This window comes from Micromonospora sp. ALFpr18c, from assembly GCF_008868155.1.
Lineage (GTDB): Bacteria > Actinomycetota > Actinomycetes > Mycobacteriales > Micromonosporaceae > Micromonospora.
On sequence record NZ_WBKR01000330.1, the window covers coordinates 1 to 3514 of the forward strand.

Genomic DNA, 3514 nt, shown 5'->3' on the forward strand with positions numbered 1-3514 from the left:
CCCCCGGTCGGTGACCTCGACGGTCACCTCGTCCGCGCGGTAGTCCACGGTCACCTCCGCGCTCGCCACCCCCGCGTGCCGCAGCACGTTGGTCAACGCCTCCTGCACCACCCGGTACGCGGCCAGGTCCACCGCGGCGGGCAACTCCCGGGGGCCACCGACCACGCGTACCTCGACGGCGAGCCCGGCCCCGGCGAGCCGCTCGCGCAACGCCGGGAGGCGGGCCAGGCCGGGTACCGGCTCACGCTCCGCGCCCCGTCGCACCGCGCCGAGGGTGACCCGCAGTTCGTCCAGGGCCTCCCGGCTGGTCCGGCTGATCGCGGTCAGGGCCACCTCCGCCTGCTCCGGCCGCTTCGGCAGCAGGTGCAGGGCGATCTCCGCCTGCATGCTGATCGCGGCGAGCCCGTGCCCCACCACGTCGTGCACCTCCTGCGCGATGCGCAGCCGCTCCTCGTCGGCCTGCCGTCGCGCCTGTTCGACACGGCTGCGGGCCTCTTCGGCACGGGTGCGCGCGGTCGCCTCACGACTCACCCGCACCACCACCCCCACCGCGAACGGTACGACCACCCAGGCCGACGCGGGCAACACTCCCGCCCAACCGGGGGCCGGGCCCCGACCGAAGAAGACGTGCGCCAACAACAGCACGAACGCGGCACCGGTGGCGAGCGCCGCCGGACGCACCGGCAGCCACACCGCCACGGTGTACACCGCGATCAGGAACGTGAGCAGGATCGGCCCGTACGGGTAGCCGATCACCAGGTACGTCGAGGTGGCCACGGTGACCACGGCGAGGGTGACGACCGGAGTGCGGCGCCGGACCACCAGGGCGAGCGCGGCGACGGCGAGCAGCACCCGGCAGGTGGTGTCGACCGGCGTGGACCCCGGCTGATTGTCGCCGGCCAGACCGGTGGCGAGCAGCCCGAACCCGAGCAGCACCAGGGCGAGCGCGGCGTCCGCCGCCGTGTCCCGCCGCCCGTGCCGACCACTCTGCCGCATGCCGTCATTCTGCCCGCGCCGACGCTCCCCGACGTGCGTCCACGAGCGGCACCGCTCCTACGTCCCGCGACGTACCCGGCCTTGCCGTCGGCGAGGGCGAGCGGTCCCGCTGTCACCCTCGGGGCTGAGCACCACCGGCGCACGCTGACGGCGGAGAGAGCAGCCGGCAGCCGGTGGCGGATGCCCCCGTGAGCGTGATGACTGTGCGGCATATTGATGCCGCACAGTCATCAGGCCCACAACGGAGACGGCTTCGCCCCGGCACGCGCCGGGCCCGTCGACGCGCGCGGCCCTGCCGCTCGGGACCGCAACCGCAACCGCAACCGCAACCGCAACTCCTGGAGGATCCGAAGCACATCCCGGGGTCAGACGGCGGCGAGGACCGCGGCCTCCAGGCGGGCCCGGGTGGCGTCGTCGGGCCATCCGCCGACCAGGTAGAAGGCGTCCACCACGTCAGCGCCGAGGGTGGAGATCCGGGCCGCGCGGACCAGGGCGCCGGCCTCGTCGAGCGCGCACGTCACCCGGTAGAGCAGTCCGGCGGCGTCGGCGGCGCGCAGTTCCAGCAGTACGGCGTCGGTGGCCGCCTCGCGGTGCCAGACCACCCGGGGAGCCGCGCCGCCGCCACGGCTGGCGAGGGCACGGCCGCGTAGCCGCTGGGTGACCGACACGTCGCCGGCGACGGCCCGGCGCAGGTCAGCGCGGAGTGGCACCGGGTCCGGCGGTAGGCCGTAGCGGGGTTGCACCCGGCACTCGACCAGAGCGCGGCCGTCAACCGCCGAGGCGTCCGCGGAGATCACTTCCAGTCGGTGCAGCGCCAGGCAGCCGGCCACCGTGGCGAGCAGACCACGCCGGTCGGCCGCCGCCACCGCCACCCGGTCCCCGGTGAGGTGGACGACCGGCAGCGGCCCGGCCAGCAGCGCCGGGTCCGGGGCCGGCGGCTCGGGCAGGACGCCGGTGTCCAGCGCGGTACGGACCCGCGCGACCAGCTCGGCGACCAGCCGCCCCTTCCAGTCCGACCAGGCCGCCGGCCCGGTCGCCGCCGCGTCCGCGCGCACCAGCGCGTGCAGCAGATCGAGCGTGCCGGTGTCACCGACGGCCTCCGCCACCGAGGCGATGGTGACCGGGTCGGCCAGGTCGCGGCGGGTGGCCACGTCGGGCAGCAGCAGGTGCAGCCGCACCAGTTTGCCGATCAGCTCGGTCTCGGCGGCGGGCAGACCGATCCGGGTCGCCACCGCCTCGGCGAGTGGCACCCCGACGGTGCTGTGGTCACCGGCGAGGCCCTTGCCGATGTCGTGCAGCAGCGCACCGAGCAGCAGCAGGTCGGGGCGTTCCACCTCGCGGGTGTGCCGGCTGGCCTCGTGGGCGGTCTGCACCAGGTGCCGGTCCAGGGTGTAGCGGTGCACCGGGTTGTGCTGGGGCAGGCTGCGCAGCCGGGTCCACTCCGGCAGCCAGCCGTCGACCAGCCCGTACCGGTCGCACGTCTCCCAGGCCGGCACCAGGCCGGCACCGGCGCCGAGCAGGGTGGTCAGCGCGGCCCGGGCCTCGGCCGGCCAGGGGGCGGGCAGCGGTGGGCAGTACGCCGCCAGCCACTCGCAGGTGGCTCGGGCGATCGGCAGCCGGGTGGCGGCCGCCGCGGCGGCGATCCGCAGCGACAGGCTCGGGTCGGGGCGCGCTCCGATCGCCGTCCGCGCGAGCACCAACTCACCGTCGTGTTCGACGACGTCGCGGGCCACCGGACGGCGCCCGGGGCGACCGTTTCCGCCTCGGGACCGGCCGGAGCGCAGCCGGTCGGCGGCCCGGAAGGCGTCGTCCAGGGCGTGGCTGACCGTACGGGCGTCCCCGGCGACCCGGCGCAGCAGCGCGTCGCCGTCCTCCAGGCCCAGCAGTGTGGCCACGCCGTCGCGTTCCTGGGCGACGAGCCGGTCGACCCGGCGGCCGACCTGCTCGTGCAGGGCGTCACGGGCGTCCAGCAGGCGCAGGTGGGCGGCGCGCACGGCGGGGCGCAGCGCGTCGGTGATGCCGGCGGCGGAGATCGCGCGCAGCAACCCCACGTCGCGCAGCCCGCCGGCGGCCTCCTTGAGGTCGCCCTCCAGCAGGAAGGCGAGTTCGCCGTGTGCCTGCCAGCGTGCGTCGGTGACCTCCCGCAGACCGGGCAGGTGCCGCACGGCGGTACGCCGCCAGTGGTCGGCGGCGGTGCGGATCAGTGAGTCGGCCAGCGCCCGGTCGCCGACCACCAGCCGGGCGTCGAGCAGCCCGAGAGCGACCTTGACGTCGTCCTGGGCGACGGACAGCGCCTCGGAGACGGTGCGTACCGAGTGGTCGAGTCGCAGGCCGGCGTCCCAGATCGGGTACCACAGCGAGGCGGCCAGTTCGTCCGTGCCGGGCACCCCGGCGTGCAGCAGGACGAGGTCGAGGTCGCCGTACGGTGCGCACTGCCGCCGCCCCAACCCGCCGACGGCGAGCAACGCCACCCCGTCGCGCGCCGGCAGCAGCCCGCGCAGAAAGGTGTCGTACGCGG

At 75.9% G+C, this 3514-nt stretch carries 2 protein-coding genes; both read right to left on the bottom strand.

The annotated features are described in order from the left end of the window. A partial coding sequence (locus F8271_RS30550; RefSeq protein WP_151493260.1) for a sensor histidine kinase occupies positions 1 to 996 on the bottom strand: 996 nt, incomplete at its 3' end. Positions 997 to 1361: 365 nt separating this feature from the next. Next, positions 1362 to 3514 (bottom strand): [protein-PII] uridylyltransferase (locus F8271_RS30555; protein WP_192580531.1); only part of this gene is annotated, 2153 nt, incomplete at its 5' end.